The sequence below is a fragment of the Rhodococcus sp. OK519 genome (genome assembly GCF_003051005.1).
Classification (GTDB): Bacteria; Actinomycetota; Actinomycetes; order Mycobacteriales; family Mycobacteriaceae; genus Prescottella.
Map to the genome: position 1 here is coordinate 375,908 of NZ_QAOW01000001.1, position 24,628 is coordinate 400,535.

The 24,628-nt window shown below is 68.1% G+C and carries 28 protein-coding genes and 1 pseudogene; 14 read left to right on the forward strand and 15 right to left on the reverse strand.

Annotated elements, in window-relative coordinates; all coding sequences use genetic code 11:
- Positions 1-36: 36 nt before the first annotated feature.
- The gene (locus C8K36_RS01910; RefSeq protein WP_146176456.1) at positions 37-540 is read right to left on the reverse strand and encodes an ester cyclase; all 504 of its coding nucleotides are present in this window, start codon (positions 538-540) and stop codon (positions 37-39) included.
- A 57-nt stretch (positions 541-597) separates the two neighbouring features.
- Positions 598-1,494 (reverse strand): LysR family transcriptional regulator, encoded by an 897-nt coding sequence (locus C8K36_RS01915; protein WP_107982756.1) that lies wholly within the window; start codon positions 1,492-1,494, stop codon positions 598-600.
- A gap of 101 nt (positions 1,495-1,595) precedes the next feature.
- Between C8K36_RS01915 and C8K36_RS01920 the strand changes: the two genes are divergently transcribed.
- The gene (locus C8K36_RS01920) at positions 1,596-1,970 is read left to right on the forward strand and encodes a YybH family protein (protein WP_107982757.1); all 375 of its coding nucleotides are present in this window, start codon (positions 1,596-1,598) and stop codon (positions 1,968-1,970) included.
- On the opposite strand, the gene C8K36_RS01925 is transcribed toward C8K36_RS01920, so the two are convergent.
- Genes C8K36_RS01925 through C8K36_RS01950 form a run of 6 tightly spaced genes read right to left on the reverse strand, consistent with a single transcriptional unit; the run spans position 1,967 to position 5,139 of the window.
- Positions 1,967-2,596, reverse strand: a complete 630-nt coding sequence (locus tag C8K36_RS01925) for a pentapeptide repeat-containing protein (RefSeq protein ID WP_107983691.1) — start codon at positions 2,594-2,596, stop codon at positions 1,967-1,969. The genes C8K36_RS01920 and C8K36_RS01925 overlap by 4 nt on opposite strands.
- Before the next feature lie 4 nt (positions 2,597-2,600).
- Entirely contained in the window at positions 2,601-3,218 is a 618-nt protein-coding gene (locus tag C8K36_RS01930; RefSeq protein ID WP_107982758.1) for a hypothetical protein, read from the reverse strand.
- Positions 3,215-4,174, reverse strand: coding sequence for a DUF6286 domain-containing Asp23/Gls24 family envelope stress response protein (locus C8K36_RS01935; RefSeq protein WP_107982759.1), 960 nt, complete (start codon positions 4,172-4,174; stop codon positions 3,215-3,217). The genes C8K36_RS01930 and C8K36_RS01935 overlap by 4 nt, the downstream gene beginning before the upstream one ends.
- Positions 4,167-4,346, reverse strand: a complete 180-nt coding sequence (locus tag C8K36_RS01940; protein ID WP_107982760.1) for a DUF2273 domain-containing protein — start codon at positions 4,344-4,346, stop codon at positions 4,167-4,169. The genes C8K36_RS01935 and C8K36_RS01940 overlap by 8 nt, the downstream gene beginning before the upstream one ends.
- A complete protein-coding gene (locus C8K36_RS01945) occupies positions 4,343-4,663 on the reverse strand; it encodes an Asp23/Gls24 family envelope stress response protein (RefSeq protein WP_107982761.1) in 321 nt (106 codons plus the stop codon). The genes C8K36_RS01940 and C8K36_RS01945 overlap by 4 nt, the downstream gene beginning before the upstream one ends.
- Positions 4,660-5,139: an Asp23/Gls24 family envelope stress response protein gene (locus C8K36_RS01950; protein ID WP_107982762.1), complete on the reverse strand. Its 480-nt coding sequence runs from the start codon at positions 5,137-5,139 to the stop codon at positions 4,660-4,662. The genes C8K36_RS01945 and C8K36_RS01950 overlap by 4 nt, the downstream gene beginning before the upstream one ends.
- A 190-nt stretch (positions 5,140-5,329) precedes the next feature.
- Here C8K36_RS01950 and C8K36_RS01955 point away from each other — a divergent pair, with 190 nt between their 5' ends.
- Both C8K36_RS01955 and C8K36_RS01960 read left to right on the forward strand, forming a co-directional pair.
- Positions 5,330-6,541, forward strand: a complete 1,212-nt coding sequence (locus C8K36_RS01955; protein ID WP_107983692.1) for an FAD-dependent oxidoreductase — start codon at positions 5,330-5,332, stop codon at positions 6,539-6,541.
- 18 nt (positions 6,542-6,559) lie between these two features.
- Complete coding sequence (locus C8K36_RS01960; RefSeq protein ID WP_107982763.1) at positions 6,560-7,327, forward strand: glutamate racemase; 768 nt, start codon at positions 6,560-6,562, stop codon at positions 7,325-7,327.
- Positions 7,328-7,346: 19 nt separating this feature from the next.
- On the opposite strand, the gene C8K36_RS01965 is transcribed toward C8K36_RS01960, so the two are convergent.
- The 5 genes from C8K36_RS01965 to mftR form a co-directional block, all read right to left on the reverse strand.
- Complete coding sequence (locus C8K36_RS01965) at positions 7,347-7,955, reverse strand: TetR/AcrR family transcriptional regulator (protein ID WP_107982764.1); 609 nt, start codon at positions 7,953-7,955, stop codon at positions 7,347-7,349.
- Positions 7,956-8,025: 70 nt separating this feature from the next.
- Entirely contained in the window at positions 8,026-8,388 is a 363-nt protein-coding gene (locus C8K36_RS01970) for an SPW repeat protein (protein ID WP_107982765.1), read from the reverse strand.
- A 292-nt stretch (positions 8,389-8,680) separates the two neighbouring features.
- Positions 8,681-9,736, reverse strand: coding sequence for a ferredoxin--NADP reductase (locus C8K36_RS01975; RefSeq protein WP_107982766.1), 1,056 nt, complete (start codon positions 9,734-9,736; stop codon positions 8,681-8,683).
- Positions 9,737-9,895: 159 nt separating this feature from the next.
- Positions 9,896-10,699, reverse strand: a complete 804-nt coding sequence (gene mftM, locus C8K36_RS01980) for a mycofactocin oligosaccharide methyltransferase MftM (RefSeq protein ID WP_107982767.1) — start codon at positions 10,697-10,699, stop codon at positions 9,896-9,898.
- Entirely contained in the window at positions 10,696-11,331 is a 636-nt protein-coding gene (mftR, locus tag C8K36_RS01985; protein ID WP_107983693.1) for a mycofactocin system transcriptional regulator, read from the reverse strand. Before mftR ends, mftM begins: the two co-directional genes overlap by 4 nt.
- A 124-nt stretch (positions 11,332-11,455) precedes the next feature.
- On the opposite strand from mftR, the gene mftA reads away from it, so the two are divergent.
- The 7 genes from mftA (at position 11,456) to C8K36_RS02020 (ending at position 19,150) form a co-directional block, all read left to right on the forward strand.
- Positions 11,456-11,548: a mycofactocin precursor MftA gene (gene mftA / locus C8K36_RS01990; RefSeq protein WP_107983694.1), complete on the forward strand. Its 93-nt coding sequence runs from the start codon at positions 11,456-11,458 to the stop codon at positions 11,546-11,548.
- Positions 11,533-11,853: a mycofactocin biosynthesis chaperone MftB gene (gene mftB, locus C8K36_RS01995; protein ID WP_420910829.1), complete on the forward strand. Its 321-nt coding sequence runs from the start codon at positions 11,533-11,535 to the stop codon at positions 11,851-11,853. The genes mftA and mftB overlap by 16 nt, the downstream gene beginning before the upstream one ends.
- Positions 11,854-11,914: 61 nt before the next feature.
- Positions 11,915-13,165, forward strand: a complete 1,251-nt coding sequence (gene mftC, locus C8K36_RS02000; protein WP_107982769.1) for a mycofactocin radical SAM maturase — start codon at positions 11,915-11,917, stop codon at positions 13,163-13,165.
- A gap of 35 nt (positions 13,166-13,200) precedes the next feature.
- Positions 13,201-14,379: a pre-mycofactocin synthase MftD gene (gene mftD / locus C8K36_RS02005; RefSeq protein ID WP_107982770.1), complete on the forward strand. Its 1,179-nt coding sequence runs from the start codon at positions 13,201-13,203 to the stop codon at positions 14,377-14,379.
- 17 nt (positions 14,380-14,396) lie between these two features.
- Positions 14,397-16,340 (forward strand): mycofactocin system FadH/OYE family oxidoreductase 1, encoded by a 1,944-nt coding sequence (locus tag C8K36_RS02010; protein WP_107982771.1) that lies wholly within the window; start codon positions 14,397-14,399, stop codon positions 16,338-16,340.
- Positions 16,341-16,349: 9 nt separating this feature from the next.
- Complete coding sequence (locus C8K36_RS02015; protein ID WP_107982772.1) at positions 16,350-17,162, forward strand: mycofactocin-coupled SDR family oxidoreductase; 813 nt, start codon at positions 16,350-16,352, stop codon at positions 17,160-17,162.
- A 14-nt stretch (positions 17,163-17,176) separates the two neighbouring features.
- The gene (locus C8K36_RS02020; RefSeq protein ID WP_107982773.1) at positions 17,177-19,150 is read left to right on the forward strand and encodes a mycofactocin system FadH/OYE family oxidoreductase 2; all 1,974 of its coding nucleotides are present in this window, start codon (positions 17,177-17,179) and stop codon (positions 19,148-19,150) included.
- A gap of 33 nt (positions 19,151-19,183) precedes the next feature.
- Here the strand turns inward: C8K36_RS02020 and C8K36_RS02025 are convergent.
- Together C8K36_RS02025 and C8K36_RS02030 are read right to left on the reverse strand one after the other, a co-directional pair.
- Positions 19,184-19,606 (reverse strand): annotated as a pseudogene (locus tag C8K36_RS02025) (HNH endonuclease); the annotation flags it as partial.
- Between the two features lie 453 nt (positions 19,607-20,059).
- Complete coding sequence (locus C8K36_RS02030) at positions 20,060-20,407, reverse strand: DoxX family protein (RefSeq protein ID WP_107983695.1); 348 nt, start codon at positions 20,405-20,407, stop codon at positions 20,060-20,062.
- A 91-nt stretch (positions 20,408-20,498) separates the two neighbouring features.
- Between C8K36_RS02030 and C8K36_RS02035 the strand changes: the two genes are divergently transcribed.
- The 4 genes from C8K36_RS02035 to mftG all read left to right on the forward strand — a co-directional run bounded on the left by C8K36_RS02035 (position 20,499) and on the right by mftG (position 24,604).
- Positions 20,499-20,957, forward strand: coding sequence for a MarR family winged helix-turn-helix transcriptional regulator (locus tag C8K36_RS02035; protein ID WP_107982774.1), 459 nt, complete (start codon positions 20,499-20,501; stop codon positions 20,955-20,957).
- Positions 20,957-21,649, forward strand: coding sequence for a mycofactocin biosynthesis peptidyl-dipeptidase MftE (gene mftE / locus C8K36_RS02040; protein ID WP_107982775.1), 693 nt, complete (start codon positions 20,957-20,959; stop codon positions 21,647-21,649). The genes C8K36_RS02035 and mftE overlap by 1 nt, the downstream gene beginning before the upstream one ends.
- Before the next feature lie 73 nt (positions 21,650-21,722).
- Complete coding sequence (gene mftF, locus C8K36_RS02045; protein ID WP_107982776.1) at positions 21,723-23,120, forward strand: mycofactocin biosynthesis glycosyltransferase MftF; 1,398 nt, start codon at positions 21,723-21,725, stop codon at positions 23,118-23,120.
- Positions 23,121-23,122: 2 nt separating this feature from the next.
- A complete protein-coding gene (gene mftG, locus C8K36_RS02050) occupies positions 23,123-24,604 on the forward strand; it encodes a mycofactocin system GMC family oxidoreductase MftG (RefSeq protein ID WP_107982777.1) in 1,482 nt (493 codons plus the stop codon).
- The last annotated feature ends 24 nt before the right edge of the window (positions 24,605-24,628 follow it).

Below are 24,628 nucleotides of genomic sequence, written 5' to 3' on the forward strand. Positions count from 1 at the left end.
CGTCGAACCCTGCGGCGTCGGCGTCCAGGGGCGATGTCACGAGGGGACACCGTGCTCTCGGGGCCGGCCGACCGCGCCGAGCTGCTCCAGGAAGGAAAGTTCGTCCGCAAGTGCCCATACCTCGGTGATCCTGCCGTCGTGCACTCTCATGATCAGGACCTCGTCGAATTCGATCCTGCGGCCGGTTGCGGGAAGGCCGAGGAACTCGCCGGTGTGCGTGGCCACGAAGGTGGCTCGGGTGACCACGACTTCCCCCGCGGCAACCTGGGTGCCCACCACGAGCCTGAAGTCGGGGAAGGCCGCGTCCAGGATCGCTGCCATGTAGTCGAATCCGGTTTCGGACCCCTCCGGGACAGCGTCCGGGTCGCCTTCACCGGCTGCCAGCAAGTGCCGGACGGCTCCCTGAACGCCCATCCTGCGGATGGTCATCTCCGGATGGAACACGGTAGCCGCCAGATCGTGGCGCCGGTTGTTGACGATCTGCTCGAACTGGAAGTCGACCACGTCTTCGGGGTCCGCAGAAGCGGGGACGTCCGCCATGGATCTGCTCCTCACCAGGGGGTGCAAGCCACCCTCTCACGATACGGCGAGCGGGCGTCAGCGTGCCGGTGCTGCGCTGCGGTCCCCGAACGCGCGCCGGGTGTGCACCAGGAGTTCACGCAGCGCGGGCGAGGGTTGCTGCTTCCATACCAGTGCCAGCACGGCGTCGACGGTCACGTCGGAGACGACTATCGGGACCAGCCCGGGATATGCACCGGCCATCGACTCGCTCAGGACTGCAACGCCCAGTCCGCGCAGCGCGAGGTCGGCCACGGCGTCCGGTGCACTCGCCTGCAACGCGAGTTCCGGTGTGCAGTCGAGGGCGCGGCACGCCTGGTCGAGTACCGTCCTGATTCCCGTTCCGGGTGGCAACGAGACCAGTGGGTGTGCGCAGATGTCGGCCAGCGTGATCGGGCCCGACCGGGTCAGCGGATGGCCGTCGGGAACCGCCGCGACCAGGCGTTCGCGCACCACCGTGATCGATTCGAGGTCCGAGGGCGTGCCACCCGCGATCCCGACGAGAGCCAGGTCCAGCGTGCCACCGCGAACTCCGTCGACGAGACGGTCAGAATTCGCCTCGGTGAGGCTCGCCGCGACGCCGGGGTGCGCGCGATGGAAGGCGGAGAGCGCGTCGAACAGTGGCGTGACCGTGCACGCCGTCACCATGCCGACCTCGATGCGTCCGCGGACCACGCGGTTCACGGCGTCGACCGATTCGCGGACCGCCCGTGCCGAGGCCAAGGCATCCCGGGCGTGCACGAGGGCGGCCTCGCCCGCTGCGGTGAGCGTGGCGACGCGCGTGGAGCGATCGAAGAGCGGTGCGCCGAGTTCGTTCTCGAGCTGACGGATCTGTGCGCTGATCCCGGACTGGCTGACGTGGACACGGGCGGCGGCGCGGGTGAAGTTCGCTTCCTCGGCGACCGCGACGAAGTATTCGAGCTGACGCAGTTCCATAACTGAGAATTCTAGTTTTGATCAGAACTATCTGTTGGACTTCTGCTCTGTCGGGACGGACGCTGGGTCCTGTCGGTTTCCGCTCACGAGAGGACACATCAATGACGAAGGTTCAGCTCGAGAAGGCCATGACCCCGGAGGACCTCACCCGGCTGTTCGTCGAACGGTCGAACGCGGGCGATGCCGACGGTGTCGCTGCGCTGTACGAGGAGGAGGCGGTGATGGCCTACCCGCCGGGAGCGTTCACGGTGGGCCGCACTGCGATCCGGAACCTGTGGGCGCAGGTGCTCGAGCACTCCCCGCGGTTCGCACCGGAACCGCCGCTGCCGACGCTCGTCAGCGGCGATCTGGCGCTCACGTCGACCCCGCCACGCGACGGGGCCGGGGCGCGAGCCCAGGTGGTGCGCCGGCAAGCGGACGGTAGTTGGCTTCGAGTGCTCGATCAGCCGGAGTTCGTCCGGCCGACGTACAGCTAGTGTCCGGACACTCGTAGCCCCTGCGCCGCCGCGTAGCTCACGGCCTGGTGCATCTCGATGCGGGCGCCGGTGAGCCGCGCCGACGTCCACAGTGCGGCGTCCACGCGGGCGCCCTCGAGGTCGGCGTCGTCGAGGCGGAGGTCCCCGGTGCGCGCCCCGGTCAGGTCCGCGTCGCGCAGGATCGCCTTGCGGAGGTCGGCCTTGACGAGATTCGCTTCTCGAAGTCGGCAACCCGACAGGTCGACGCCGCGCAGATCGATCTCGCCGAGTGAGGCGAGCGTGAAGTCCACCTCCTCGAGCGTGAGCGGACGGATTCGCGAATCCCGGATGACCGATCCCAGGAAAGACGAGTGGCGGAATGTGCTGTCCCACATACGGGTGTACTCGAAGTGGCAGTTCCGGAACGCCGATCCGTTGTGTTCGGAGCCGGTGAGATCGGCGCCGGTGAAGTCGCAGTCGGTGAACGTCACCGACTCGGTGATCAGGCCCGACAGGTCGGCGTCGCGGAAAAGGCAACCGGTGTAGGAGCGTTCCCGCCAGGTCTCGCCGGCAAAGCATGCGTCGGAGAAATCGTCGCCCTCGAAGTCGGTGGTGGCGTTCGAGAGATCGGCATCCGTGTCGCGCATGTTGTCAGTCTCCTCCACCCTCGGGAGCGGGCTGCGATTGCGGTGCCGGTGCGGACGGTTGATCGGTGCGGTCGAGGTGGAGCAGGACGCGGACAGCGACGTCGGTGACCGACGTCCCGCCCAGTGCCGCGGTCGTCGTCGCGGCCACTCGCTCCGACGCGTGGGTCAGTGCCCCGATGTCGGTGTGCGGGTCGGCGTCGAGGGTGACCTGGACGGTGGCCAGGCCACGATCGGACAGTGCCCGCCCCCGCGCCCGCCGAACACCGGGCAGGCGGCTCATCTCCGCGGCGACGCCCTGCGCGATCGGCCCCAGATCGATCGATACGGCGGTGTCGGTGCTGGCTTCGAGCATGCCGGTGGGGGCGGTCCTGCGACGGCTGAGATCGACGGCCAGGACGACGACACCGAGCACGACGCAAACTCCGATGGTGGCGCCGAGAGCCCAGTGCCACCACGTCTGTTCGGGGACGGCGCTCACGCGATCACGGTCGAAGCGGCCGACCGCGTCGCGGACGGCCGGGACACCGCGGTCCCACGCGAGCGCCGTCGCACCGGCAGTGGCCAGAACGAGTCCGATCACGAGGACGAGGAGGCGGTTCAGCGCCGCTGGTCCGCGTTTCACGAACGCCGCCGTTCGCGACGGGTGCGGGCCTTCACTCGGAGTTTCAACGGGCGGTCGAGGAGCTCGAGACTCGGGCGGACGGAGTCGGTGACCGCTCGCTCGAGGTTTCGCAGGTCCTCCGGCCCGGTGATCGTATCGTCCGTGACCACGTGGACAGTCGCCCGTCGCCGATCCACCGTCGTGTGGGCGACGGACACCCGGGGGATCGTGCCGGCGCGGGCACTGCACATGCGTGCGATGTCGACCGGCCGCATCCAGGCGGTCGGGACGCCAGACGAGGTGCGGACGGCGACATGGGTGCGCGTGCGGGGCGCGAGCGCCAGTAGAACGCAGAGGACGCCCACCGCCAGGGCGGCGATCGCGGCCGGCACCAGCCACTCCTGCCAGTGCAGGCGGCCGACCCACTCGAACGTGTTCCGCAGCCATGGGGCGCCCGAGATCGTGCCACGCGAGATCAGCAGTTCCCGCGCCGCCACCGCGGCCAGTCCGAGCAGTCCGATCGAGATGACGACCGCGGCGGGGACCGCTGCGGGCGCGGCGGTGGGGGGACGTGGCGGTGTCACGGTGGCGGCGGGTGACGGCGTGGGGCAGGCGACGACGTCGGTCTCGTCCGGGCCGTGGGACCGGGTGCCGGCGACGAGGACCTCGAGCCTGTGCAGCGGCATGCCGGTCAGATTCTCGACCTGCTTGCCGACCTCGCTGTGGACCTGCCGGGTCAGTTCTGCGACGTCGCACGGCCACTGCACGCCGAGATAGAGGTTCACGGCGACAGCCCGGTCGCCGGTCGAGATGTCGGCGCGGGGGAGATCGCGCCCGGTGAATCGGGTGAGCCCGCCGCCCTGTGCGACGACGCCGGGCACCTGGAGCGCGGCGGTGGTCGCGATCTTCTCGTAAGCGCGGTCCTTGATGACGAGTCGTCCGCGCGTGCCGGGCTCGTCGGTGGTGCTCTCAGCCACGGCCGCGGGACCGGAGGATGGCGCCGAGGTCGAGATGTCCGTCGCGGTGTGCGCCGATCGCCATACCGACCGCGCCGAGCAGGACCGCGAACACGAATCCGCTGAATCCGCCGAGGATTCCGGCGAGGGCGAGGAGTAGTCCCGCGATCAGTCCCATGCTGGTGCTGCTCATGTTCGTGGTCCTGTCTCGTGGTGGGGGAGTTCGTCGGTGAGGTCCTCGATCGTCACGTCGACGGGGACGTCGACGACGGCGCGGACGGCGTCGCGTACGTGATCGGCGGTTGCGAGGAGGTCGGCCGGGTAGTGCAGGGTCACGTGGACCGCGCACGAGTCGTCGCGGAGGCTGACCCCGGTGACCCGCTTTCCGGGTAGGTACGTCGCGACGGTGCCGAATTCTCCGCCGTGCAGTCCGGACACCCCAGGCACCGAGAGCGCCGCCGCGGCGGCGAGTTCCGCAGTCGACGGCGGCTGTGCGGGGGCCTCGGTCACTGGACCCTCGGCTTGGCGTCTGCCTCGGTCCCGGGGTCGTTCTCGTCGAACAGGACGACGTCGAAGACGGTGATGTTGACCTCGGTGACCTCGAGTCCGGTCATGTTCTCGACGGCCGCGATGACGTTGCGGCGGATGCCGACGGCCAGTTCGTGCAGCGCGACGCCGTACTCGGCGACGATGCCGATGTCGATGGCCGCCTGCTTCTCGCCGACCTCGACGGCGACGCCCTGTCCGTGGTTGACCCGTGCGCCGGGGATGCGGTCGCGGAGCGCGCCGACGACCCGCGCGGTCCCGCCGCCGACGTCGTAGACACCGCTGATCTCGCGCGTCGCTATGCCCGCGATCTTCGCGACCACGGCGTCCGCGATGATCGTCCGCCCCTGCGAACTGATCAGGTCGGACGACGGCCCGGCCCCGAACTGCACCGGGGCACGGCCCGTACTCGAACTGCCTGAACCCGGATCAGTGGTCATCGTTGCTCCTCTTCCGGCGCCCTTTCCGAATCGGGGCCGGTTCGACGTCAACTCTAGTGACTGGAGGTGGGGCGCCGCCGAAGATGGCGACAGCCGGCGACGGGGTGTCGCACACCTCGGCAATTTGGTAGAACATGTTCTAGTTGAGTTCGAAGTGGCGAAGTGGCGAAGTGGCGAAGTGTCGGAGGGGATGGCAGGGATGAGCAGTACCGAGAACGTCGTCGGTCCTATCGTGATCGTCGGGGCCGGGCTGGCCGCTGTCCGCGCGGCAGAGGAACTGCGCCAGTCCGGGTACGACGGCGACCTGGTCGTCGTTGGCGACGAGGCGCACCTGCCGTACGACCGGCCTCCGCTGTCGAAGGACGTCGTCCGCGGTGAGAACGACGACACCACGCTGCGGCCGCAGGAGTTCTTCGACGAGCAGCGGATCGAATTGCGTCTCGGGTCCGCCGCGACCCGACTCGACCGTGAGGCGCGTCGGCTGAGCCTGGCCGACGGCAGTGAGATCGCGTACGGCGAGTTGATCGTCGCGACGGGCCTGACTCCGCGCCGCATCCCCGGGCTCCCGGATCTCGCGGGCGTGCACGTGCTGCGTTCGATCGACGAAAGCCGTGCTCTGCGAGCCGAACTCGGTGCGGGCAAGCGTGCGCTGGTGGTCGGGGCCGGGTTCATCGGCTGCGAGTTGGCGGCCAGCATGCGGGGGCTCGGACTCGAGGTGGTCCTGGTGGAGCCGCAGTCGGCGCCGCTCGCGTCGGTCCTCGGCGAACAGGTGGGCGCGCTCGTGGGCCGGATGCACGTCGAGGCAGGCGTCGACCTCCGCGCGGGTGTCGGGCTGGCGTCGCTCACCGGTGAGGGACGCGTGACCGGTGCCGTGCTGTCCGACGGCACCGAACTCGAGGTCGACGTCGTCGCGATCGGAATCGGCTCGGTGCCGGTCACCGAGTGGCTCGACGACTCCGGAATCGAACTGGACAACGGGGTGGTGTGCGACGAGGTGGGCCGTACCGGGGATCCGCACGTCTGGGCCATCGGCGACGTCGCGTCCTGGCGTCACGCGGCGGGCGGGCACAAGCGCGTCGAGCACTGGAGCAATGCCGGTGACCAGGCGAAGATCCTTGCCGGCGCGCTCACCGGTACGGGGGATTCGAACGCTCCCACTCAGGTCCCCTACTTCTGGAGCGACCAGTACGACCTCAAGATTCAGGCTCTCGGCACGGTGTCGGCCACCGACGACGTCCACGTGATCAAGGACGACGGCCGCAAGTTCGTCGTGTACTACTCGCGCGGCGGCGCGCTCACCGCCGTGGTCGGCGCGGGATCGGCCGGTGCGGTCATGAAGATGCGCGCCAAGATCGCGGCCGGTGCGCCCATCGGGGAACTGCTCGAGTCCGCCCCTGCCTGAGCGGGCTAGATTTGTCGGGTGATCGTTGCGCTCATCGACTCGGGTCTGGGACTGCTGCCGACGTCTGCCTGGCTGCGTCGCCTGCGTCCGGACCTCGATCTGATGCTGTCGCTCGATCCGGACGGCGCACCGTGGGGTCCGCGTGACGAACGGTGGGTGATCGACCGGGTCGTCGGCACCGCCCGCCGGGCGGTGGACCGTGGGGCCGAGGTCGTGGTGCTGCCGTGCAACACGGCGAGCGTCACGGCGCTCGACCACGTGCGTGCGGAACTCGGTGACGGGATCCCCGTGATCGGCACGGTGCCCGCGATCAAGCCGGCCGCGGCGGCGTGCGATTCGGTGGCCATCTGGGCCACGGCGGCGACCACGGCGAGCGACTACCAGGCCAATCTCGTCGAGCAGTTCGCGAACGGCAGTTCGGTGGTGGGCGTCGCGTGTCACGGACTGGCGGACGCGATCGACCTCGGCGACGTCGAAGCGGCACGGGCGGCGATCGCGGCAGCGGCCGCCCACACCCCGAGCGACGTCACCGGCGTCGTGCTCGGCTGTACGCACTACCCGCTCGTGGCCGACGAGATCGCTGCACATCTGCCGGAGGGTGTGGTGTTGTTCGACAGCGCGGAGGCCGTGGCAGCCCAGACCCTGCGGCGTATCGACGCGCTCGGACGCGACACGACCGGGCAGGGGACCGTCGAGGTCCTACTGAGTGGGACTCGCGGAAAACTGCCGATCAGTGCCGCGAGTTTCGACGCCGGACGACTGCTCCTCGCCGCGCCGTCACGCTGACGACCGACTACCGGGCGCGTCAGCCCAGTTGCACCATTCCCGCGGCAACGACCTCGGCCACGGGGTCGAGTTCGTCCCGGTGATGTCGGGGGATGTCGTCGAGGTCGCGCATCCGATCGTTGCTCGCCGCCGAGAACATCGCCGCGACCCATGCGTTCGCGCACGCACGCAGAGTTCCGGGACGTACCGGCGCTGCGGCGCTGGCCTCGAGGATCCGCACCGTCGCGTCGTGCAGGTACGACCGGAACCGGCGGAGCGAGTCGCGGACGTCGGGGTGGGATTCGGCCTCGCGCCAGATGATCACCCGCATCACCGACGAATGGTGGTCGCGCAGGTTGAGAGCGTTGTCGAGGTTCACCAGGCTGGTGGCGGGATCGCCGGGTGCGACGAGGTGGGTGAGGTCGTCGAGCGGTTCGGTGGGCAGTCGCTCGTCGAGCAGAGCGGTGAGGATGTCGGCCTTGGTGGGGAAGTAGTAGAAGATCAGGCCCTTCGGCACGCCGGCGGCCTGCGCGACGGCGGCCGTGGACGTCGCGTCGAACCCGCGGGCAGCGATGAGCGTTTCCGCCGCGTCGAGGATCGCCTCGCGAGCGTCCCCGTCGATCTTGGCGCTGCGCCGGCGGTGCGGCATGGGGTCCTCCGGTCGGACGGCGATGGGGCGAGGACACTCGGTCCCCGTCCCACCACGAAACGGGAAAGGGTCAGTGGGCCGCCACCCCTCCGTGCCCGTGCATCCGGGCGCTCATCGCCGGCATGCCGACGACGGAGACCACCACGGCGAGCGCGCCGACCACCCAGGCGGTCCAGGATGCCCCGGCCATGCCGTGGAAGTTCATCACCCATGGGGAGATGAACATCAGCACGCCGAGGACGCCCATCGCGTAGTCGGCGGCGACCATCTCGGGCCGGGCCATGTGAGCCAAGCCGGCCAGCGCGACGAGCACGCCGAGAACGATCAGCGACCACCGAGCACCGGTGTTGGTGTCGAGCCACAGTGGCGAGAGGGCTGCGTAGGCGCCGATGATGACGGCCGCGTAGTCCTGCCAACGAGTTGATGCCTTCATGTCCGGCCTCCTCAGGGAAAGGGTTGTGTCCTCCCCTTCAGTGTCACGCTGACTGACCGGCCGATCAATGCTGTCCGGATTGCACTCGTATCACGGGTTCGCGCAGTTCGGGCCACGTTTTTGTGGCCGAATGTCACATCCGTCCAGTCCAACTGGACCGGGGTGACATTCGGCCGGAGAAGGTGGGGCAACGCAAAGGGCCCGACCCCACCGGACGGTGGAATCGGGCCCTTCTAGGAACGGGTGCCGAGTACGGGTGCCGAGTACGGGTGCCGAGTACAGGTGCCGAGTATCAGAACTCGATTTTCAAGTGATCGCTCACCGGCTTGGCCTGGCAGCCCAGGATGTAGCCGTTGTCGATGTCCTCCTGGTCGAGCACGCCGGCGTGCTCCATGGAGACCTCACCCTCGAGGACGGTGCAGGCGCATGAGCCGCACTCGCCTTCCTGGCAGGAGTAGGGCACGTCCAGGCCCTTCGACAGCATGACGTCGACGAGGGTCTGCTTGCGCGGCCACGGGAAGCTGTGCGATTCGCCGTCGAGTTCGATCTCGACAGTGGCGGCGTCGGCGGCCTCCTCGTCGGTGACCTCCTCGAGCTCGACATCCTTGAAGGGATCGCCGGCGAGCGAGTTGAACACCTCGGCATGGACCTGTGCGCGCGGCATGCCTGCCTGAGCCAGTGCCTCGTGGACGGTGTCCATGAAGGGGCCGGGGCCACACATGAACGCCTCGTGCGAGGTGAAGGGCGCCGCGAGGGTCGCGATCTGGGCGGCGGTGGGCAGGCCCTGGATGCTCTCGACCCAGTGGAGGATCGTGAGGCGATCGCTGTGCTTGGTGGCCAGCTCGCGCAGTTCGGCCGCGAAGATCACGGACTTCTCGTCGCGGTTGGCGTAGACGAGGACGACCTTGCCCTTGCCCTCGGTCAGCGCCGACTTGAGGATCGACATGACCGGGGTGATGCCGCTACCCGCGCCGAAGAGCAGGAAGTCGTGGTCGAACGACTTGGGGGTGAAGACGCCGGAGGGGGGCAGCACCTCGAGCTGGTCGCCCACGGAGACGTGGTCGCACAGCCAATTGGAGCCGTAGCCGTCGGCGGTCCGCTTGACGGTGACCTTGGGGGCGTCGTCGGTGAACGGCGAGCTCGCGAGGGAGTAGCAGCGGGCGACCGAGCCGGTCTGATCGCTCGGGATGCGCAGCGTCAGGAACTGTCCGGGCTTGTACTGGAACTTGCTCTTCATGTCCGCGGGGACGTCGAAGACCAGCGACCGCGAGTCGGGGGTTTCCTCGATAACCCCGGACACGGTGAGTACCGCGGATCGAGAGCTGTGCGGCACGTCGATAGTGGTCATGCGAACTCTGGTCCTCTCGTGGATCAGGTTAGAACGTTTAGAACGTGTTCTAGTTTCAGCGTATCAGCGTAGCGACGCTACCGGGGGGATGGTAATTCTCCTCTTCCGGCTCCCGCTGATCGGGAGCATCCTCGAGAGTGGGAACCGCCTCTCGAGCGCTCAGGCCTCGAGGACGAGCCAGCCGCCGTGGTGCTCGAAGACCTCGAACGGGCGTCCCGTCGACATGCCGATTTCCTGCAGCTTACGTGCGTCGAAGGTGCGGACGTGCCCGTGGCAGGCGGTGGCCTCGTCCTCGTACGGCACCGCGATGACGACGCGTTCGCGCGCGATCCGCAGGGCCTCCGCGACGACGTCGGCGCCGGTCTCGGGGTCGACGTGCTCGAGGAGGTGGACCGCGGTCACGGTATCGGCGCTGTCGTCGGGCACCGGGACGCTCGCGGCGTCGCACACGAGCGTGTCGATCGGGACGCCGAGGCGGGGTGCGACGGCTTCGAGCAGCGTCATCGTGCCCGGCAGGATGTCGGTGGCCGTGACCGGAACGCCGGCGCGGGCCAGGCGCAGCGGCAGGAACCCGAAACACGAGCCCAGGTCGAGTACCGAGCCCCGGACCAGTTCGGCGGCCTTGTCGTGGATGGGGGCGAAGTCCGCGGTGCCGTTCTGGAGTTCTTCGAGCGAGTTCCGGTAGTAGACCGTCCAGGACTCGAGGGCGTCCGGCACCGTCGACCGGACCAGCCCGACCATCGTGAGTTCGAACTCGGCCTGGCCGAAGCTCGCATCCCCGATCGAGGAAGTGACCTCGGCGACCAGCCGCTCGCTGAGAGCGTCGGGACCCAGCGAGTGCCGCACATGCAACGAATCGCCTGTCCTGGTGAGCGTGATCGGCCCGCTCGGGATGCGTTCGACGGTGACGTGGTCGTGCGACCACCGCCCGGGGGCGCAGGGTGCCAGCGAGTCAAGCGTCATGGTGAGCGGGTCCCGTTCAGTAGTGGCTCGTGTAGTTCGGACAGCCCGGTGTAGAGCATGCGACTGCCCTTCGCGAGCAGGTCGATCAGGTCGAGTGAGTCGTCGGTCAGCCACGTCTCGTACGCGCCGAGCGCGACGCCGAGCATCATGTAGCCGACTGTTCGGGGCAGTTGGTCGGTGGGCTCGAGTCCGAGTCGGCGGGCGACGTACTCGGCGATCACCTTGCGCCAACCGTCGTACATCACCACCGAGTACGCCTGTAGTGCCGGAACGACGAAGATCAGTTCCATCCGCCGGCGATGGCCCTCGGCGACCTCGGGCGGGAAGGTGTTGAACGCCATCACCGCCGAGACGAGGGTGTCGAGGATCGACACGTCCTCGGGCATCTCCGCGAGCAGGGTGCGCATCTCCGACATGTGGGCGTCGAAGTCGCCCCACGGAACCGCGTTCTTGGACGGGAAGTACCGGAAGAACGTGCGACGCGCGATTCCCGCGGCCTCGGCGATGTCGTCGACGCTCGTTTCCTCGAACCCGCGGGCAGCGAACAGGTCGATGCCGACCGCGGCGATGCGGTCACGTGTCGTGGTCGGTCTCCTACCGATCCGCGACGACGGGTTCCTGCGAGTTCGCACGTGTGTGTCCTCCTTCACTAGTCATTGTGCACCCGATGCCATTACAGTGGTGAGTCGAGTCACAGTGAAGAAGTCACTATGACCGCAGATCCCGCTGTTGGGGTCCGATTTGGAGGAGGAATCGATGTCCGATCGCGACAACGTCACCGAGAGCCAGCTCGTCGAGGAGTCCCTCGTGGAAGAGGTTTCCATCGACGGCATGTGCGGCGTGTACTGATCGTGTCCGAACAGGCCCTCGGCTCCGGCTCGTCGGCCGGCACGATCGATCTCGACGCGGCGTGGAAGCTTCATCCGCAGGTGGCGCTGCGCCCCGAGCCATTCGGGGCGCTGCTCTACCACTTCGGGACGCGCAAGCTGTCGTTCCTGAAGAACCGGACCATCGTCGAGATCGTCGAATCTCTGCCCGAGCACCCGGACGTCCGGGCAGCTCTGCGGGCCCACGGCATCGAGGAGGATGCGGCACGGCCGTATCTGCGCGCCCTCGGCACCCTGGCCGACTCGCACATGATCGTGCCGTCCTGAACCCAGCCTCTTCTTCACGTTCTGTACCCAACCAGACATTTCAGATTTGAGGACACAGCCCATGACCTCAGTTCTCGAGCCGCCCGCGACTGCCTCGAGTGCCGTCGCTCCGCTCGTCCCGAAGGTCGGTCGTCTCGTAGACCAGTTCGAACTCGGTCTCGACGCCCCGATCTGCCTCACGTGGGAGCTCACCTACGCGTGCAACCTGTCCTGCGTGCACTGCCTGTCGTCCTCGGGGCGACGGGATCCACGCGAACTCAGCACCGAGCAGTGCAAGTCGATCATCGACGAGCTGCAGCGCATGCAGGTCTTCTACGTCAACATCGGCGGCGGTGAGCCGACCGTCCGCTCGGACTTCTGGGAGCTCGTCGACTACGCGACCGAGCACCAGGTCGGCGTCAAGTTCTCCACCAACGGCGTCAAGATCGACAAGAAAGTCGCCCAACGCCTCGCAGCGAGCGACTACGTCGACGTCCAGATCTCGCTCGACGGTGCCACCGCCGAGGTGAACGATGCCGTGCGTGGCCCGGGTTCGTTCGCGATGGCCGTGCGTGCGCTCGAGAACCTCGCGGAGGCGGGATTCAAGGACGCCAAGATCTCCGTCGTCGTCACCCGCGAGAACGTCAGCCAGTTGGACGAGTTCAAGGCGCTCGCCGACCGCTTCGGTGCGACGCTGCGCATCACGCGTCTGCGTCCCTCAGGTCGCGGTGCCGACGTCTGGGACGAGCTGCATCCCACGCAGGAACAGCAGCGCGAGCTGTACAGCTGGCTGGTCGCCAACGGTGACGGTGTGCTGACGGGCGACTCGTTCTTCCACCTGTCCGCGTACGGCGACGCACTGCCGGGCCTCAATCTCTGTGGCGCAGGTCGTGTGGTGTGCCTGATCGACCCGATCGGCGACGTCTACGCGTGCCCGTTCGCGATCCACGACCAGTTCCTCGCCGGAAATATCGTCTCCGACGGTGGGTTCCAGCAGGTGTGGCAGCACTCGGAGCTGTTCCAGGATCTGCGCTCGCCGCAGACCGGGGGCGCGTGCGCCAAGTGCGACCACTACGACTCGTGCCGCGGCGGCTGCATGGCCGCCAAGTTCTTCACGGGTCTGCCGATGGACGGCCCGGACCCCGAATGTGTCCAGGGCTACGGCGAATCCGCGCTCGCGGCGGATCGCAGCGTGCCGAAGTCCAGCCAGGACCATTCGCGAACCGGTAAGCGCGCCGAGCGTCGCACGCCGCAGGCGCCCGTCCCGCTTACCCTGCTCACCCGTCCGCCGGCCAAGATCTGCGACGAAAATCCGCTTGCCGGAATGGAATAGACGAACAGTTTCTACTGCAGTACGAGAGGTTTGACATGGCCAAGAGTGCCTGGTTCGAGACGGTCGCGGAGGCGCAGCGGCGGGCGAAGAAGCGCCTGCCCAAGTCGGTGTACGCCGCGCTGGTCGCCGGATCCGAGAAGGGTCTGACCGTCGACGACAACATTGCGGCCTTCACGGAACTCGGGTTCGCGCCGCACGTCGCCGGCCTCGCCGGGGAACGCGATCTCTCGACCACCGTGATGGGGCAGCCCATCTCGATGCCCGTGATGATCTCGCCCACTGGTGTGCAGGCTGTGCACCCGGACGGCGAGGTCGCGGTCGCCCGTGCCGCCGCCGCCCGTGGCACCGCGGTCGGGCTCAGTTCGTTCGCGAGCAAGTCCATCGAGGAGGTCGCGGCCGCCAACCCGCAGACGTTCTTCCAGATGTACTGGGTGGGCGATCGTGACACGCTGATCCAGCGCATGGAGCGGGCCCGCGCCGCAGGGGCAACCGGCCTGATCATCACGCTCGACTGGTCCTTCTCCAACGGCCGCGACTGGGGCAGCCCGTCGATCCCGGAGAAGATGGACCTCAAGGCGATGTTCCAGTTCGCGCCCGAGGGCATCACGCGCCCGAAGTGGCTGTGGGAGTTCGCCAAGACGGGCAAGGTGCCGGATCTGACGACGCCGAACCTGGCGGCACCGGGCCAGGCACCGCCCACCTTCTTCGGGGCGTACGGCCAGTGGATGGGCACGCCGCTCCCGACGTGGGAGGACGTCGCCTGGCTGCGTGAGCAGTGGGGTGGACCGTTCATGCTCAAGGGCGTCATGCGTGTCGACGACGCCAAGCGCGCACTCGACGCCGGTTGCTCCGCGATCTCGGTGTCCAACCACGGCGGCAACAACCTCGACGGCACTCCCGCACCGATCCGCGCGCTGCCGGCGATCGCCGAGGCCGTGGGCGATCAGATCGAGGTCGTGCTCGACGGTGGCATCCGGCGCGGTAGCGACGTCGTCAAGGCTCTCGCGCTCGGTGCCCGCGCCGTCATGATCGGCCGCGCGTACCTGTGGGGCCTCTCGGCCAACGGTCAGGCCGGTGTCGAGAACGTCCTCGACATCCTGCGTGGCGGTATCGACTCCGCGATCCTGGGTCTGGGCCACAAGTCGATTCACGACCTGAGCCCGAACGATCTGGTGATCCCGGACGGCTTCCGCCGCGACCTCGGCGTCGGCTAGAACGCCCGCGCCGGCGGATGCGCGGCAGTCTCACCGAGCAGTTCACCCTGGCCGGGCGCACCGCCCAGTCCAGGGTGCTGTTCGGTCCGCACGAGACCAACCTGGGGGACGGCCGCGCGCTATCGCCCCGGCACGTCGCGTACTACGCACGGCGTGCTCGCGGCGGTGCCGGGGTGATCGTCACCGAGACCGCGTCGGTTCACCCGAGCGACTGGCCGTACGAACGGGCCCCGCTCGCTGCCGATTGTGAAACCGGTTGGCGGCGTGTCGTGGACGCCTGCCGACCGTTCGGGACTCTCGTGCTCGCGGGTCTCGGTCACACCGGGCTGCAGGGGTCGAGCGCGTGGTCGCAGTCGGCGTTGTGGGCGCCGTCCCGCTTCCCCGATCCGGTGTCGCGTGAGCTGCCTATGGAGATGGAGTCGCGCGAGATCGACTCGCTTGTCGAGAGTTTCGCGAACGCCGCGCGGATCGCGGTGTCGGCGGACGTCGACGGCGTCGAACTCGACGTCGGCCCCTCCTCTCTTCTGCGTCAGTTCCACTCAGGTCTGACGAATCGTCGCTCGGACGGATACGGAGTCGACCGACTCCGGCTCACCCGTGAGGTGATTGCCGCGGTGCGCGTCGCGTTGGGTGATCGACTCCTGTCGGTGCGTCTCAGTTGTGACGAGCAGGCGCCGTGGGCGGGTGTGACACCCGACGAGGCGGCCGACCAGATCCGTGTGCTGGCGGATTCGGTGGACCTTCTGACCGTGGTGCGCGGTGGTCCGTTCACCACCGCCGGTTACCGGCCCGGCGGGCACACCGTGCCCGGATTCAACGTCGACCTGTGCCGATCGATGCGCGCCGCGGCGGATGGCCGAGTGCCGGTCGTGCTGCAGGGCAGCATCGTCGACGCGAGTGCGGCGCAGCGGGCGCTCGACGACGGAGTTGCAGACCTCGTGGAGATGACGCGCGCGCAAGTCGCCGACCCAGACCTGGTGACACGGGTACGTGACGGCGAGGCGCCGCGGCCGTGCGTGCTGTGCAACCAGACCTGCCTGGTCCGAGATCCCCGGAACCCGATCGTGACGTGCATCGGGAACCCGTCCGCCGGATTCGAGACCGTCGACCCGGAACCGGTCGAGGTCACCGGCCCGGCCTCCGCGCTGGTGGTGGGCGGCGGACCCGCCGGACTCGAGGCCGCCCGCCTGCTTGCTGTGCGCGGCTTCCGGGTGACGTTGGCGGAGCGCACTACTCGCCTCGGTGGAATGCTTCGCACCGCTGCCGTCGGTGTGGGCCGCGGACGCCTGGCGATGCTGGCGGACTGGCTCGAGGCGGAGTGCCGACGACTCGGGGTGGACGTTCGGACGGACACCGAGATCGGTGCAGCCGATGTGGAGCAGGCACACCGCGCCGGCGAAGCGGTTGTCGTTGCGGTCGGAAGTATCGCCCGTCCCGCGCCGTGTCCGGTCGACGGTGTGCAGGTGGTCACCGCCGCCGAGGTGTTGGCCGGCACGTCGCTCGACCCCGGCCCGGTGCTGGTGTTCGACCCGGTCGGCGGACCGGCCGCGGTGTCGGTGGCGTCGTGGCTCGCGGAACGTGGCCGGCATGTCACGATCGCCACGCCCGACCAGTTGATCGGATCGAGACTCGGTCCGACGGGTGATCTGGTGGGCGCGAACCAGCGCCTGCGACGGGCCGGTGTGGCGTCGTGTCTCGCGGTTCTCCCGGTGGCCGGGACAGATGGAGAAGTGTTGCTGCAGAACCGCTTCACCGGTGATCGTTTCGGCGTACCGTGCTCGGTACTGGTGGACTGCTCGCCTGCGCTGGCCAACGAACAGTTGATCGCAAACACGTCGAGGATCGGTGACTGCGTCGCACCACGGTCCGTTCTCGAGGCCGTCCGCGAGGGACGTTTCGCGGCAAGCTCGACGGTGCCGCGGCACCGGTCCACACCAGCCAACGAGGTTGTCACGGAATAGGAGATCACTGTGGGACAGTTCGACGGCAAGGTCGCCTTCATCACTGGCGCGGCACGCGGTCAGGGCCGCACGCACGCTGTGCGGTTGGCGCGGGAGGGCGCGACGATCATCGCGGTCGACGTGTGCAAGAGCGTCACAGACGACAACACGTACGACGCCGCGACGTCCGAGGACTTCGCGGAGACGGTGCGACTGGTCGAGGCCGAGGGCGCGAAGATCTACGCCCGTGAGGCGGATGTCCGTGACAGCGCTGCGCTGAGGGCAGTCGTCGATGCGGGCGTCGAGCAGTTCGGCCGCCTCGACATCGTCATCGCGAACGCCGGCATCTGCAACTGGAACCGCTTCTGGGAGATGTCCGACGAGCAGTGGGAGACGCTCATCGACATCAACCTCACCGGCGCGTTCAAGACGCTCAAGGCAGCGGTTCCGGCGATGATCGCTGCGGGTAACGGTGGCTCCATCATCGTCGTCAGTTCGGTGGCGGGCATGAAGGCCCTTCCGGGACAGGCACACTATGCGGCGTCGAAGTTCGGTCTCGTCGGCCTGACGCAGGCTGCCGCGAAGGAACTCGGCGAGTACAAGATTCGCGTCAACTCGATCCACCCGTACGGCGTCAACACTCATATGGGCACCGACCAGGGCAGCCTGGTGATCCTGCAGCAGTACCCGCACTACGGGCCGAATTTCGCGCCGATCCTCACCGAGAAGCCCATCGCCGATCCCGACGACATCTCGGATGCGGTGCTGTGGCTGGCCGGTGACGGTGCCAAGACGGTGACGGCCAGCCAGGTTGCGCTGGACCAGGGCAACACCAAGGTCTGACGCAGGCCCTGTCCATGCTGTATCCACGGTTGTCGTCCCCGCTCCGCGTCGGCGGTCGGACCCTGCGCAATCGGGTCGTGTTCACCGCACACCTGACGAACTACGCGCACGCGGGTCTGCCCACCGGGCAGCACGCCGCGTACTACGCGGCCCGTGCTGCCGGCGGGGCGGGGATGATCATCACCGAGGAGCAGTGTGTCCACCCGTCGGACTGGCCGTACGAGAAAGTGATTCACGGCTACCGGCCGGAGGTGGTGGACGGCTACCGCGGGATCACCGACGCCGTGCACCGGCACGGCGCGGTGATCCTCGCGCAGCTCAACCACAACGGTGGCCAGGGCTCGGGCCTGTACTCGCGCCGGCCGCTGTGGGCGCCGAGTCCTGTCCCGGACCCGCTGTTCCGGGAGGTGCCCAAGGCACTCGACGCGTCGGAGATCGCCGAACTTGTCGAGGCCTACGCCGTTGTCGCCGGGCGTTGCCGTGACGGCGGATTCGACGGCGTCGAACTGCAGGCGTCGCAGTCGTCGCTCATTCGGGGGTTCCTCTCGTCGGCAACGAACCATCGCGAGGATTCCTACGGAGGTTCGGTCGAGAGTCGAGCGCGGTTCCTCGTCGAGGTGATCGGCGCGGTACGTCGTGCGATCGGACCGGATCTGATTCTGGGGGTGCGACTCTCCGGCGACGAGCAGGTCCCCGGAGGCATCGTGCTCGACGAGGCGGTGACGGTTGCACGGATCGTGGAGGCGTCGGTCGCGGTCGACTACATCAACACCACGATGGGCGTCGCGACCGAGACGTTGCACCTGGTGGAGCCCTCGATGGCGACTCCCCGCGGTTACGCGCTGCACATCTCGGAGGCGATCCGGCGTGAGGTGAACCTGCCGGTGATCGGTGTCGGCAGGATCAAGGAACCTGCGGATGCGGAACGCGCCCTCGTCGACGGCCGCTGCGACCTGGTCGGTGTCGCGCGGGGACAGATCGCCGACCCCGACTTCGCGGCGAAGGCACTGCGCGGTGCCGACGATGAGATTCGCACGTGTCTGTCCTGCAATCAGGAGTGCGTCGGACGGATGGGCCTGGGACGGTGGCTGGGCTGCGTCGAGAACCCTCGTGCAGGAAAGGAATCGGTGGCGCTGCCGGATCCGCGATTGCCGGGTAGACGCGTCGTGGTCGTGGGCGGCGGTCCGGCCGGGTTGTCGGCGGCGGCGACGGCTGCGGAGCGCGGACATAGGGTGACGCTGTTCGAACGCTCGCCCGTCGTGGGCGGCCAGATCCGGATTGCAGCCTCGGCGGCGGGTCGCGGCGAGTTGGGTGATCTGGTGCGGAATCTCGAGCGCGAGTGTGTGCGTCGCGGTGTGCGGATCGAGACGGGCGTCGAGGTGACCGCGGAACGTCTGTGGGCCGAGGCTCCGGATGTCGTGGTGGTGGCGACGGGTGCGAGTCCGGTGCGTCCGTGGTGGGCGGGGGACTGTGCGCGCGTCGTGCATGCCCGGGACGTCCTCGAGGGACGCGCTCATCCCGTCGGCCGCGTTCTGATGGTCGACGAGCTGGGATTCCAGCAGGGCCCGTCGACGGCCGAGACGTTGGCTGTGCGCGGATGTGCCGTCACGATCTGCACTCCCGGGATGATCGTGGGACAGGATTTGGGAGTCACCCTCGACATGGAGCGGTGGCAGCAGCGTGCACATCGCGCGGGTATCGAGCAGTGGACCGATGTGACGGTCGGCGGTGTGGCAGTGAGCGAAGCGACGGGCGTTGCCGACCGGCTGCGGGTCACGCTGGACAACCACCTGAGCGGCGCGGCGAGGACCGAGGTGTTCGACTGGGTGGTATGCGCCACTCACCAGGAGCCCCGCGACGGGTTGTGGAAGGCGTTGACACACAGCACTTCCACGTCGTTCGAGGTGTACAGGGTCGGCGACGCAGTGACGCCCCGCCGCTCGCATGCCGCAGTGCTCGAGGGGCATCGGGTGGCGGTGTCTTTGTAGGCATGCGTCGACCGGGCCCACGGTCCTATGCCGCGCGCGTGGTCCGGCGCGGTTGTGTGCGGGGATCGGTTTCCGGTACGGGTCCAACGAGCCTGGCGGTGTGAACCACGGGTGATGGTCACGTCCGATGGCTATTTCCCAGTGGGAATGGTGGAGTAGTCGGTGGTGGTAGCGGCAGAGCAGGACGAGGTTGTCGAGGTCGGTGGGTCCGCCGTCGGCCCAATGCTTCACGTGGTGGCCTTCGCAGTGGGCGGGTGGTGTGCCGCAGCCGGGGAAGGCGCAGCCGTGGTCGCGGGCCACGAGTGCGCGGCGCTGTTTCTTGGGGACTGTTCGGCTGCTGAGTCCGAGATTGAGCGGCACTCCGTCGTCCATGACGATGGGGGTGAGGTGGCAGTCGCAGGCGAGGCGTCGTGGGGTGGCGATCGAGAGTGGCCCCATCCATGGCGTGTGGGCGATGTGAGCCATCAGGGGTCAGGACCGGCAAAGCTGCATGCGTCGCTCCGTCGAGTGGTGTCGGCTCCGTGTCGCCGAGTGCGTCCTGGGAGCACCTCGGCTCAGCGTCTTCCGGAGAAGCGATTGACCGAAAGACTGCGGTAGACGATCACGACAACTGTTGCGACACATACACTCGCGCTCATCGGCGTGAGAATGCCCCACGAAAACACGACTGGCAGGTCCCGGTCGCCGTTCGAGGCAGCGTTGGAAGCTAGTCCCACGGACGCGGCAAGGGTAGCCAGAACGATGTGGAATCGCAGCGACCTCCGGCGGAGCAGGATGCTGATCGACGTCACCACGAAGGTCGGCACAGCGGGTTTCGGGGGAGGTTCGGACAACTGGTGAATCGGGTATGGCGACTCCCGCCATGCGTGAAAACTCGCCGTCTGCTCAGCCCGGGGCGGCAGTGTTCGATCAGGCGCTCAGCACCCGCAGAACGATTGCCGCGACGGCGAGGAGACCGAGAAGGCCGGCTCCGCCGATGTTTCGATCTCCCGCGCGCAGGTGCATCACCGTGGCGCCCACGAAGTAGAGCGTGACGCCGATCGCCGCGGCGACTCCGATCCAGGGCACCCACAGTCCGACGACGAGTCCGATGGCGCCCAACGCCTTCAGTGCGGCGAGCTTCGGGAACCAGGAGTCGGGGACGCCGGCGTTGCGCATGCTCGAAGTCACCTGCTCGTTGCGGGTTGCCGTCATGACAGCGGAACCGGTGAGGGCGAGTGCAAGCAGGATGGCGACGACGGCGTAGGCGACGAACATGAGGAGCTCCACTTCGTTGGATTGATTGAATCGTTGAACAGTAACAATGATTCAACCGTTATAACAATAGGTGGACTGATACGGTGGCAGGATGACGTCGACGCGCGCAGCGGCAGGTCCCACCGAACGGCTGGGCTTTCTGCTCGCGATCCGGGGGGAACTCGTGGGTGGCCGGTTGCGGACGGCACTCGCCATCACCGGGCTGCGGCCGCGCCACGCAATGACGCTGCTGCATCTCGGGCACGGTTCGATCGGGCAGCGCCCGCTGGCCGAGGCGGTGGGTGTCGATCCGAGTCAGTTGGTCGCGATACTCAACGACCTCGAGTCGTCCGGGTTGGCTGAGCGCCGACGCGATCCCGCGGACCGGCGTCGACACATCGTCGAGATCACCGCCGAGGGGTCGAGGGCCGTCGCGCGCATCGATCAGGCCCTCGCCGGCGCGGAGAACGAACTCTTCGCGGACCTGTCGGAGAAGGAATCAGCCAAGCTGCAGGCTCTGCTCGAACGCGTCCGGGTGGATGTCAACGGACTCGAATGCACCGAGGACTGATGGACGGGTCGACGCGTCTGGCCTCCACCCCATGGCCCGAGGTCGCGCGTGACGAACTCGTCGTTGCGGTTCCGGTCGGCTCGTTCGAGCAGCACGGCCCGCACCTGCCGTTGGATACCGATACCCGCATCGCGTCGGCAGTGGCCCGAGCGATCACCGGTGTCGTTGCGGCGCCGGCGATCGCCTACGGGGCAAGTGGCGAGCACGAGGGTTTTCCCGGCACCATCTCCATCGGTTCGGACGTGCTCGAGACCGTGCTCGTCGAGTACGGCCGATCGGCGTGTCGGTGGGCGCGGCGTGTCGTGTTCGTCAACGGCCACGGCGGGAACGGGCCGGCGCTGGTGAAAGCCGTCGAACTCCTCCGATACGAGGGTAGGGACGCTGCCTGGCTGCCGTGCGCCGTGCCGGGAGCCGACGCGCATGCGGGCCGCACGGAAACATCCCTGCTGCTGCACCTTTCACCCGACGACGTCGCGATGGATCGTGCCGAGCCCGGTAACACCGCGCCCATCGTCGAACTGATGCCGCAACTGCGGTCGGGCGGGATGCTCGCGGCCACGCCCAACGGCATCCTCGGAGACCCCACCGGGGCCTCCGAGGAGGAGGGTGAGCGACTGTTCGCGGACCTCGTTCGCAGGGCCGACAAGGCGGTCGAGAACTGGGCGCCACGGCCCGACGGGAGGCTGGTGTGACAGGTGTGGCGGTTTGTCCCGGTTTTTCGTGGCAAGTTCGGCCCGCCGCAGCGCCGACCCTTACGATCGTCTGATGCGCAATGCTCGACTACCCGACGGGTTCGGAGTCCGCCTCGATCCCAAGGTGCGCGCCTACTCCGGGGGCCGAGTCCTCATCGGTGGGTCGCCCATGCGGATGCTCAAGTTGGCTCCCGCGGCAGCCGAGATGATCGGGGACGGATACCTCGAGGTCGTCGACTCCTCGACCGCCGTCGTGGCGAGGCGCCTGCTGGACTCCGGTGTCGGAAACCCCCGTCCCATGAGTACGCCGTCTCCCAGCGATGTGACCGTGGTGGTGCCACTGCGCGACAACGTCGAGGGAATCGCGCGCCTCGTTCCGGCGCTGCGGGGTCTCAACGTCATCGTCGTCGACGATGGTTCGGCGACGCCGCTCGAACTCCCAGACCTCTCCGGCTGCACCGCACACGTGACACTCCTGCGACACGAGTCCTCGCGCGGGCCCGCTGCGGCCCGCAACACTGGATTGCGTTCGGCCGAAACGCCGTTCGTCGCCTTCCTGGATTCGGACGTGATGCCGAGGACCGGATGGCTCGAACGTATGCTGGGGCACTTCAGCGATCCCGCCGTCGCCTTGGTGGCGCCCCGCATCGTCGCACTCGAACCGGAAGGGTCGATGCTGGCGCGGTACGAGCATGCGCGCTCGTCGCTCGACCTGGGGCGCAAGGAGGCTGCGATCCGCTCCGGCAGTCCGGTGTCCTATGTACCGAGCGCGGCGATGCTCGTCCGCCGCGACGTGCTGGTGGAGGCGGGCGGTTTCGACGAGACGATGCATGTCGCCGAGGACGTCGACCTGTGCTGGCGCCTGCAGGAGGCAGGATGGCGGCTGCGCTACGAACCGGTCTCCCAGGTGGCGCACGACCACCGTGTCACGTTCCGGAAGTGGTTCGCGCGCAAGCTCTTCTACGGCACCGGAGCCGCCCCCCTCGCGTCGCGACACGAGGGCATGGTGCCACCTGTCGCGATGTCGAAGTGGACCTTGTTCTCGCTGCTCGCGGCGGCGACATGCACGCGGATCGGTCTGCTCGGCAGTCTCGTGTCCCTGCTCGTGACGATGGCTCGGTTGCGGCGCACGTTCAGCGAACTGGATCAGCCGACGCGTATCTCGGCGATCCTCGCGGCCCGTGGCTTCGCGGGCGGCGCGTGGCAACTCGCGTCCGCGATGTGCCGCCACTACTGGCCGGTGACCCTGCTGGCGGTGCTGTGCTCGCGGCGAATTCGTCGGCTTGCGCTGATCGTGGCGGTCACCGAGGGAGTCGTCGACTGGGCAAAGTATCGGGAGCCTGGTGGGCTGGATCCTTTGCGGCACACAGCTTTCAAGAGATTCGACGATGTCGCTTACGGTGCGGGTCTGTGGCAAGGTGCCGTTCGGGCTCGTGATCTGCGGGCGCTGGCTCCACGTATCGGCAACTGATCATGGCTGTGGGCGACCCGCCGATTCCTGAGTCTGCCGATGTCGTGGTCGTCGGAGGGGGTTCGTGCGGAAGCGTTCTCGCAGGACGGCTCAGTGAGGACCCGAGTCGCCGGGTGATACTCGTCGAATCCGGTCCGGGACATCGCATTCCCTCGGAGTTTCCGCCCGAACTCGTCGACGCGGGTGTCCTGCCGGTCGGCCCCGACAGTCAGTGGGTGTGGCCGTATCCGGTGGAGTTGACCAGTGGCCGGTCGGGATGGATCGCGCGCGGCAGGGTGCTCGGCGGGTCCGGGGCGGTCAACGGCGGTTACTTCGTGCGGGCGCAGGTGGACGACTTCGCGCACTGGCCGGCGTCGTGGTCGTTCGACGACGTGCTGCCGTTCTTCACGAGAATCGAATCCGACGCGGACTTCTCGGGTCCGTGGCACGGGACCGACGGGCCGATCCCGGTGCACCGCGAACCCCGGGACCGCTGGCACCCGATCAGTGCCGCCTTCTCCGATGTCGCCCGCGCTGCAGGGCATCCCGAGGATCCGGACAAGAATGCGCCCGGATCCCACGGTGTCGGGCCGGTCCCGCTCAACATCCGCGACGGCGTCCGTGTGGGTCCGGCGTCGGCCTACCTGCTGCCGAATTTGGATCGGCCGAATCTCACTGTTCGTTCCGGTGCGACGGTGACGCGGGTGATCTTCTCCGGCGATCGTGTGGTGGGCGTCGAGGTCGCGACGGATTCCGGCCTGCGCACCATTCGTTCGTCCACCGTCGTTCTCACCGCAGGCGCGGTGGCGACGCCGCACCTTCTCATGCTGTCGGGGCTCGGCGATTCCCGGCACCTGGAGGGTCTGGAGATCCCCGTCGTCGCGGACCTACCCGCGGTGGGCTCGGAGTTCAGCGACCATCCCGAGGTGGTGCTGCCGTACCGCTACCGTCGGGCGGTCTCGCGGACCACACAGACGCCGGCGCTGCAGGTGACCCTCAACACCGACGACATCGAAATGCGGCCCTACACAGCATCCTTCGGAGATCTGATTCCCGGTTCGGGGATCGGTCAGCCCTGTCTTGGGGTGGTCCTGATGAAGCCGCGCAGCCGCGGTGAGATCCGCCTCGTCTCGGCCGATCCGGGAGACGCCCCGTCCGTGTCGTACCGCTACCTCGAGGCCGGCCAAGACCGGGAAGCGCTGCGGTCGGCGGTAACCCACGCGTCCGATCTGATGCGCAGCGGCGCGATGGCAGAACTACTGGAACCAGAGGAGATCGACACGTCGGACGCGTGGCTGTCCGATCATCTCGGCACGTCGCTGCACCTGTCGGGCAGTTGCCGAATGGGCTCGGACGCGACGACGTCGGTGGTGGACGAGCGGTGCCGGGTCCACGGTGTCGACGGCCTCTTCATCGTCGACACGTCGATCTTCCCCGCGCTACCGAGTCGCGGCCCGCACGCGACGGCGGTGATGGTCGCGGAGCGCGCGAGCACCTTCTTCTGAGCCGGGGCCCGGTGCCGAGCACGT

Bases quoted from the DNA above. Each gene is read 5' to 3' on its own strand.
- mftG (WP_107982777.1), top strand. From the start codon at position 23,123: ATGGCTGTGGGCGACCCGCCGATTCCTGAGTCTGCCGATGTCGTGGTC.
- C8K36_RS01940 (WP_107982760.1), bottom strand. From the start codon at position 4,346: ATGAGCAGCACCAGCATGGGACTGATCGCGGGACTACTCCTCGCCCTC.
- mftA (WP_107983694.1), top strand. From the start codon at position 11,456: ATGTCCGATCGCGACAACGTCACCGAGAGCCAGCTCGTCGAGGAGTCC.
- mftM (WP_107982767.1), bottom strand. From the start codon at position 10,699: ATGACGCTTGACTCGCTGGCACCCTGCGCCCCCGGGCGGTGGTCGCAC.
- C8K36_RS01915 (WP_107982756.1), bottom strand. From the start codon at position 1,494: ATGGAACTGCGTCAGCTCGAATACTTCGTCGCGGTCGCCGAGGAAGCG.
- C8K36_RS01925 (WP_107983691.1), bottom strand. From the start codon at position 2,596: ATGCGCGACACGGATGCCGATCTCTCGAACGCCACCACCGACTTCGAG.
- C8K36_RS02030 (WP_107983695.1), bottom strand. From the start codon at position 20,407: ATGTTCGTCGCCTACGCCGTCGTCGCCATCCTGCTTGCACTCGCCCTC.
- mftF (WP_107982776.1), top strand. From the start codon at position 21,723: ATGCGCAATGCTCGACTACCCGACGGGTTCGGAGTCCGCCTCGATCCC.
- C8K36_RS02010 (WP_107982771.1), top strand. From the start codon at position 14,397: ATGCGCGGCAGTCTCACCGAGCAGTTCACCCTGGCCGGGCGCACCGCC.
- C8K36_RS01920 (WP_107982757.1), top strand. From the start codon at position 1,596: ATGACGAAGGTTCAGCTCGAGAAGGCCATGACCCCGGAGGACCTCACC.
- C8K36_RS01950 (WP_107982762.1), bottom strand. From the start codon at position 5,139: ATGACCACTGATCCGGGTTCAGGCAGTTCGAGTACGGGCCGTGCCCCG.
- C8K36_RS01955 (WP_107983692.1), top strand. From the start codon at position 5,330: ATGGCAGGGATGAGCAGTACCGAGAACGTCGTCGGTCCTATCGTGATC.
- C8K36_RS01965 (WP_107982764.1), bottom strand. From the start codon at position 7,955: ATGCCGCACCGCCGGCGCAGCGCCAAGATCGACGGGGACGCTCGCGAG.
- C8K36_RS02035 (WP_107982774.1), top strand. From the start codon at position 20,499: ATGACGTCGACGCGCGCAGCGGCAGGTCCCACCGAACGGCTGGGCTTT.
- C8K36_RS01970 (WP_107982765.1), bottom strand. From the start codon at position 8,388: ATGAAGGCATCAACTCGTTGGCAGGACTACGCGGCCGTCATCATCGGC.
- C8K36_RS01975 (WP_107982766.1), bottom strand. From the start codon at position 9,736: ATGACCACTATCGACGTGCCGCACAGCTCTCGATCCGCGGTACTCACC.
- mftD (WP_107982770.1), top strand. From the start codon at position 13,201: ATGGCCAAGAGTGCCTGGTTCGAGACGGTCGCGGAGGCGCAGCGGCGG.
- mftC (WP_107982769.1), top strand. From the start codon at position 11,915: ATGACCTCAGTTCTCGAGCCGCCCGCGACTGCCTCGAGTGCCGTCGCT.
- mftE (WP_107982775.1), top strand. From the start codon at position 20,957: ATGGACGGGTCGACGCGTCTGGCCTCCACCCCATGGCCCGAGGTCGCG.
- C8K36_RS02020 (WP_107982773.1), top strand. From the start codon at position 17,177: ATGCTGTATCCACGGTTGTCGTCCCCGCTCCGCGTCGGCGGTCGGACC.
- C8K36_RS01910 (WP_146176456.1), bottom strand. From the start codon at position 540: ATGGCGGACGTCCCCGCTTCTGCGGACCCCGAAGACGTGGTCGACTTC.